Source organism: Streptomyces sp. NRRL B-24572 (genome assembly GCF_002156145.1).
Classification (GTDB): Bacteria; Actinomycetota; Actinomycetes; order Streptomycetales; family Streptomycetaceae; genus Streptomyces; species Streptomyces vietnamensis.
Window position 1 is genome coordinate 1 of sequence record NZ_MWIG01000477.1, and the last position, 5,801, is coordinate 5,801.

Annotated in this window: 8 protein-coding genes; 4 read left to right on the top strand and 4 right to left on the bottom strand. The window is 73.1% G+C overall.

The window, feature by feature from the left end:
* Window positions 1-100: 100 nt before the first annotated feature.
* Window positions 101-373, bottom strand: coding sequence for a hypothetical protein (locus CCN56_RS27130; RefSeq protein WP_041128464.1), 273 nt, complete (start codon window positions 371-373; stop codon window positions 101-103).
* Between the two features lie 322 nt (window positions 374-695).
* On the opposite strand from CCN56_RS27130, the gene CCN56_RS27135 reads away from it, so the two are divergent.
* Window positions 696-1,640 (top strand): protein kinase, encoded by a 945-nt coding sequence (locus CCN56_RS27135; RefSeq protein ID WP_086830593.1) that lies wholly within the window; start codon window positions 696-698, stop codon window positions 1,638-1,640.
* Here the strand turns inward: CCN56_RS27135 and CCN56_RS27140 are convergent.
* Entirely contained in the window at window positions 1,624-2,430 is an 807-nt protein-coding gene (locus CCN56_RS27140; protein ID WP_086830590.1) for an SGNH/GDSL hydrolase family protein, read from the bottom strand. The two genes, CCN56_RS27135 and CCN56_RS27140, sit on opposite strands and share 17 nt — an antisense overlap.
* Before the next feature lie 180 nt (window positions 2,431-2,610).
* On the opposite strand from CCN56_RS27140, the gene CCN56_RS27145 reads away from it, so the two are divergent.
* Window positions 2,611-3,741: a DUF5925 domain-containing protein gene (locus CCN56_RS27145; RefSeq protein WP_086830591.1), complete on the top strand. Its 1,131-nt coding sequence runs from the start codon at window positions 2,611-2,613 to the stop codon at window positions 3,739-3,741.
* Window positions 3,742-3,759: 18 nt separating this feature from the next.
* On the opposite strand, the gene CCN56_RS27150 is transcribed toward CCN56_RS27145, so the two are convergent.
* A complete protein-coding gene (locus tag CCN56_RS27150; protein WP_041128467.1) occupies window positions 3,760-4,134 on the bottom strand; it encodes a GntR family transcriptional regulator in 375 nt (124 codons plus the stop codon).
* Window positions 4,135-4,208: 74 nt separating this feature from the next.
* Here CCN56_RS27150 and CCN56_RS27155 point away from each other — a divergent pair, with 74 nt between their 5' ends.
* The gene (locus CCN56_RS27155; protein WP_086830592.1) at window positions 4,209-5,132 is read left to right on the top strand and encodes a GNAT family N-acetyltransferase; all 924 of its coding nucleotides are present in this window, start codon (window positions 4,209-4,211) and stop codon (window positions 5,130-5,132) included.
* Window positions 5,113-5,592: a DUF402 domain-containing protein gene (locus CCN56_RS27160; RefSeq protein ID WP_041128469.1), complete on the top strand. Its 480-nt coding sequence runs from the start codon at window positions 5,113-5,115 to the stop codon at window positions 5,590-5,592. The genes CCN56_RS27155 and CCN56_RS27160 overlap by 20 nt, the downstream gene beginning before the upstream one ends.
* A gap of 14 nt (window positions 5,593-5,606) precedes the next feature.
* Here CCN56_RS27160 and CCN56_RS27165 read toward each other — a convergent pair.
* Window positions 5,607-5,801, bottom strand: a 195-nt coding sequence (locus CCN56_RS27165) for a DUF6299 family protein (protein ID WP_256962172.1), incomplete at its 5' end; no start/stop codon positions are given.

Sequence of the window (5,801 nt, forward strand, 5' to 3'; positions counted from 1 at the left end):
CGCCCGTCCGGCGCTCCGGGCACGCACGGAGCGCCGGACGGGCGGGGACACGTCCGGCGGGGTCGTCGTCGGGGCCGTACGGGCGGCCGAGCCGTCGGGGCTAGTGGCGCGTGCCGAAGAGCGAGCTGCGCAGGCGCCGGAGCGGAGCGAAGAGGGAGACCCGCGCGCTGCGGCTGCGGTGACCGTGCACCGGCACCTCACGCGTACGCGTCGTCAGTTCCCGCATGAGGAGCGTCGCCTCGGCCACCTCGCGCTGGGGCACGGCGGGACCGCCGAGCACCGCGAGATGGCGGTCGAGCCGCGAACTGGTCGCGCTGCTCCCGCAGGTGATGGCAGGCACTCGCGGCCTGCTGCGCATTGCTATCTGTTCCATGTCACTCCCCACCCGTACAAGGGCACCCGACCCGGGCAGGTTAACCCTATCGCCCCATCGCGACACCCGTGTATCCCGGCGGCGGGATTCACCGCACCCGTACGGGGGTTGACGGTGACTGTCCGAATCCATCTGATTCCAGGGCGAGTTGGACAGCTCTCGAACACCTGCCGAACCATCACGAACCATCCTGCACTCCGGACCGTCACCCGCGGACACGAGAGCGTGTGTGATCTCCACCACCAAGATCGTCCGGACCGTCCTCCGAGGGGCTCCGCGCAGGACGGGAGCCGTGCGGACGCCCCTCGGCTACCGTGGATCCATGACGGTGATCGCGGGTCGTTACCGGCTGCTCGACGTCCTCGCCGAGGGGGCGACGGGCACCGTCTGGCGCGCCCTGGACGAGACGGACCGCCAGGAGGTGGCCCTCAAGGAGTTCCGGGCTCCGGCCGGACTGCCGATGGACGAGGTGCCCCTGCTGTACGCGCGGCGGGAGCGCGAGGCGCGGGCCGCCGCCCGGATCTCCCACCCCTCCGTCGTACGGGTCCTCGGCGTGGTCACCGAGGACGGCCGGCCCTGGGTCGTGACGGAGCTGGTCCGGGGCCTCACGCTCGCCGAGACCCTCGACGCCGGCGGTCCACTGCCCGCGCGGGAGGCCGCGCGCGTCGGGGCCGAGGTCCTCGCCGGCCTGCGGGCCGCCCGGGAGGCGGGCGTACCGCACCGGGGCGTGACACCGGGGCAGGTGCTCCTCGCGAACGACGGGCGGGTCGTGGTCACCGGCTTCGGCGGCGCGCCGGACGAGGGCACGGACGCGGAGGCGGACCTGCGCGCCCTCGGGGCGCTCCTGGAGGCGGCGGCGGACGACCGGTCCGGGCCGCTGGGCGCCGTGATCGACCGGCTCGCCGACGGCGGGCCTTCCGTGACGGCCGATCAGGTCGAGCACGAGCTGCGCCGGGTGGCGGCGGGCGGTGCGCCGAGGACCGGGGAGGCGCCGGTGGAGGCTTCGGCCCCGCCCCGCACGGACCGGGGCGACGAGGCCGGCACCGGGACGTCGCCCACGCCGTCCCGGCCGCCGGGGCCGCCACGGGCGGCGCCCCGCCGGGGGCCCGTCCTGGTGGCCGGGATCGTCGGGGCGCTACTGATCGCGGGTGTGTTGACGTATCAGGCGGTACGGGACGACGGACCGGATACCGGGCCCGGCCCCGGCGGTGTCACGAGCACCGCTCCGGTCGGACCCGGCGACGGTCCGGCTACAGCGCCCCGTTGAACGAGGGCAGGTAGCCGCCGGACTGTCCGGCGGCGGTCGGGTGGTACGACTCGCCGATGTTGAGCCAGTTGACGCTGTGCAGCCAGGACGAGCTCGAGCAGATCTCGTGTCCGGTGAAGGCGGGGACGACGCCGGCGAAGGTGAAGCCGTGGTCGGCCGCGCGCTTGGCGGTGGCCGCGTTGAGGTAGTCGGAGGCGTCGTTGATGGCGCTGCGCTCGTTCTCGCTCAGGCCGGCGATGCAGCTGCCGTTCAGCTGGTAGAAGCGCGGGTAGCCGAGGACGACGACATGGGCGGCGGGCGCCTTGCTCCGGATGGCGTCGTAGACGGAGTCGAGCTTGCCGGGGAGCGTGGTGTCCACGTAGGCCTTGGCCTGATTCACGCGGTTGATGCAGGTGGCCTCGGACTGCAGCACACAGGTCGTCATGACGTCGGCGAAACCGGCGTCATTTCCCCCGATCGTGATGGAGACCAGGTCGGTGGCGGCCGAGAGGGGGCCGAGCTGATTCGCGGTCACATCACCCGTTCGGGCGCCCGAGCACGCGGTGAAGGCGAACGAGGAGGGGGCGTTCGCGTTCTTCCACAGGACCGGATACGCCTTCGTGGAGCGCTTGCAGTCGCCGCTGGCACTGTCGTAACTCCCGGCGCCCACACCGGAGGAGTACGAGTCTCCCAGGGCCACGTAGTCGAGTGCGGCGGTCTCGGCCGCCTGGGCCGCGCCCGCCCCGGTGAGGGCGAGGACGGCACCGAGCAGGAGCGAGGACGAAAGAGCGGCAAAACGGGACAGTCTCATGGAACCTCCCTGTAGCAGGATCTCTGCGCTACCAGGTAGTAGCATCGGATCCGCCCCTCCGGAAGTGTTCATGTCAAAACTGGGGACGAACGGAGCCTGACCCTCCGTCAAGGACCGTCGAGATCCGGCCAATCGGGGCACCTGCAAAACCCCGTGCGCCGCCTTGCCGCTTGCCCGATCATGGGCGTCATGTCCGACACCCCCGCCGTACCGCCCGCCCCGCTGCAGCCGACGACCGCGTCGCTGCCCGTCATCGTCAACCTCGACGACAGCGACTCGCCGGGGGACGTCCTGGACGCGCTGTTCCTCGACCGCTTCGCGACCGGGGAGCAGCCGCACGCGCACAGCACCACCCTGGACCGGGCGAAGCCCGACGCGACGCTGCTCCCCGAGGGGGCGCGGGTGCTGCGGGCGGCGAAGGACGACGACCGCAGTTCGGTGCTCGCCGAGGGCGAGGGCTGGACGATCCTCTCCTCCCGCTGGAACCGGCGCGCGGACGTGACCGTCACGGCGACCGACCCGGAGCTGGCGAAGCGGATCCTCGCCGAGGCCACGGACGGGGCGAAGGACGAACCCGAGCCGGAGCCCGAGGACGTGACGATGGGGTTCTGGTACGTGGCTCCGCAGCGCGGCCCGCGCCGGATGGCCCGCCGGATCAGCGCCGGGACCTGGGAGGAGGTCCGGTCCAACTACTCGGCACCGGTGGCCGAGTCGATGGACCGGCTGATGAAGGTGACCCCGGAGGACATCAGCGGCCGGCTCCTGCTGCTCCACGGCCCGCCCGGCACGGGCAAGACCTCGGCGCTGCGGACGCTGGCCCGGGCCTGGCAGGACTGGTGCCAGGTGGACTGCGTGCTCGACCCGGAGCGGCTCTTCAACGACATCGGCTATCTGATGGACATCGCCATCGGCGAGGACGACGGCACGTCGAAGGAGCGCTGGCGGCTGCTGCTCCTGGAGGACTGCGACGAACTGATCCGCGGCGGGGCGAAGCACACGGCGGGGCAGGCCCTGTCGCGGCTGCTCAACCTGACGGACGGGCTGCTCGGCCAGGGGCGCAACGTCCTGGTCGGGGTCACCACCAACGAGGACCTGGAGCGGCTGCATCCGGCGGTGGTCCGGCCGGGCCGCTGCCTGGCCCGCATCGAGGTCGGACCGCTGAGCCGGGCCGAGTCGGTGGAGTGGCTCGGCCGCGAGGAGGACGTGCCGCGCGAGGGCGCGACGCTGGCGGAGCTGTTCGCGCTCCGCCGCGGCACGCCCTCGGCGGACCTCCCGGAGCCCCGCACTGCGGGGGCGGGTCTGTACTTGTAAGGCCCGGAGAAGGGGCCGTCAGCTGTCGTACGCCGCCCGCAGCGCCTCGTTCAGCGCTGCCTCCGCGGCCTCGCGGCTGAGGCCCAGGCGACGGGCCTCCTCGGCGAACTGGGCGGCGGCGGTGGCGGCCCGGCGGGTCGCCGCGTCACCCGCGGCGGCGACGAAGGTGCCGTGACGCCCGCGCGTCTCGATGACTCCGTCCGCCTCCAGCGCCTTGTACGCCTTCGCGACCGTGTTCGCGGCGAGGCCGAGCTGCTCCGCGAGCCCTCGTACCGTCGGCAGCTTGTATCCGACCGGCAGTCTGCCCGACCGGGCCCTCTCCGAGATCTGGGCCCGCAGTTGTTCGTATGGAGCGGTGGTGGATCCATGGTCCACAGCGATGGTGAGTGTCACCCCGCCGATTCTGCCCCCACCCCACCGGAAAATGGGAGGCGGTGGCACCTCCCGCGCCCGTAGCGTGCCGCCACATGACTGTGATCGTCCGTGATGTACGACCCGGCGACACCGAGGGTTTCGCCCGGGTCCGCCGGGCAGCGCTGCCCTTCATGCTCGCCACCGCCGAGCAGCTCGCGTTCGACTGGGCGCACGCCCACCCCGACAGCCACTACCGCCCGCTGGTCGCCGTGACCGAGGACGGCGGGATCATCGGGACCGCCCAGGTGGGCATCGCGCACGACGCCCCGAGGCCCGGCATCGGCTACGCCAACGTGTACGTGGACCCCGCCCGCCTGGGGCTCGGCGCGGGGACGCTGCTGCTGCGCGCCGCCGAGGAGTACCTGGAGGGGCTCGGCGCGCGGACGCTGTACAGCTGGGTCCTGGACGAGCCGGCGAACCACGCGTGGGCCGAGCGGCGCGGCTACGCTCCGAGCCGGTCCGCGCACTTCCTCCGGCTCGACCTCGCGACGGCCGGACTGCCGCCGCTCCAGGACCCGCCGGCCGGTGTCGAGCTGCGCACGGCCGAGGACTTCGCGGACGACCCCCGGCCGCTCTTCGAGCTCGACGCGGTGACGACGGCGGACGAGCCGGGCGACGTGGGCGCGGAGCTCGACGACTACGCGCACTGGCGGGAGACCACCTGGGAGCATCCGCTGCTCGACCGGGCGCTGACGACGGTCGCGGTGGTCGACGGGGTGCCGGCGGCGTTCAGCGCGGCGCAGACGGACGGGCTCGGCCGGTACTCCTCGGGGATGACCGGCACGGCGCCCGCGTACCGCGGCCGCGGGCTCGCGAAGCTCGCCAAGAACGCCTCGCTGCACCGGGCCAGGGCCGCGGGCTGCGTGGAGGCGTTCACGGGGAACGACGCCGGCAACGGGCCGATGCTGGCGATCAACAAGTGGTTCGGTTACGAGATCAGTGCGACGGAGGTGCGGTATGTCCGGACGATCGGTTGAGATCACCCTGACGAAGGCGGGCAGGACGAAGATCCGCTACCCGGCCGAGGTGCTCACGGAGGAGGGCGCCCGGCTGTCGGTGCGTGCCCCGTGGGCGGCCGAGGGGGTGCGGGACTTCGGCTTCGTGCGGTTCGAGCCGGGTGACGTGTTCGTGGAGCACTACTGGCGCGACCGCTGGTTCACGGTCAAGGAGGTGTGGTCGGGCGACGGCGCCCTGAAGGGCTGGTACTGCGACATCACCCGGCCGGCCGTGATCGACGGTTCCGGGGTGGTGGTCGAGGACCTGGACCTGGACCTGTGGGTGTCGGCGGACGGCAGCGAGGTGCTGCGGCTCGACGAGGACGAGTTCGCGGCGAGCGGCCTCGCCGCCTCCGACCCGGAGGCGGCGGCCCGTGCCGTGGTGGCCCTCGACGAGCTGGAGCTGCTCGGCCGGGAGGGCCTGATCGAGCTGCTCGGCTGAGCCGTTCGACGTGGTTACCGCAGTTCGACGTCCGCCTGCTCGGCGGCGAGGAAGCCGGGCAGCGGCAGGCCCGACGCGCCGGCCGTGAGCTGCAGGAGGGTGGCCTCCACCCGGGCGGCGCCCGGCCGGTAGGCGGGGTCCTTCACGACGGCGCTGTTGGCCCAGGTGTGGAGGTGTCCGTCGCAGACGGCGCGGGTGCCGCCGATGCC